1 protein-coding gene is annotated in these 335 nt (G+C 66.0%); it reads left to right on the forward strand.

The window, feature by feature from the left end; all coding sequences use genetic code 11:
* On the forward strand, positions 1-335 hold a 335-nt coding region (locus SB764_RS38955; protein WP_410866606.1), incomplete at both ends, for a CoA transferase.

Below are 335 nucleotides of genomic sequence, written 5' to 3' on the forward strand. Positions count from 1 at the left end.
GCGTGACCGGCTACAAGGGCGGCAAGCCCGTCAAGGCCGGGGTGCCGGTGGCGGACATCGGCTGCGCGCTGTTCGCGGTCTACGGCCTGCTGTCGGCCTACATCGGCGCGCAGAAGACCGGCGAGGGCCAGCACATCGATGCGTCGCTGTTCGATTCGGTCATGGCCTTCTCGATCTGGGACATGTCGGAATACTGGGGCACGGGCGTGCCGCCGACGCCGCTCGGCACCAGCAACAAGATGAGCGCGCCCTACCAGGCCGTGAAGGCGCGAGACGGCTACTTCGTGATGGGCGCTACCAATCAGAAGCTCTGGACTAAGCTGTGCGAACTGCTG

This window comes from Paraburkholderia sp. SIMBA_027 (assembly GCF_046535315.1).
GTDB classification, from domain to species: Bacteria; Pseudomonadota; Gammaproteobacteria; order Burkholderiales; family Burkholderiaceae; genus Paraburkholderia; species Paraburkholderia tropica.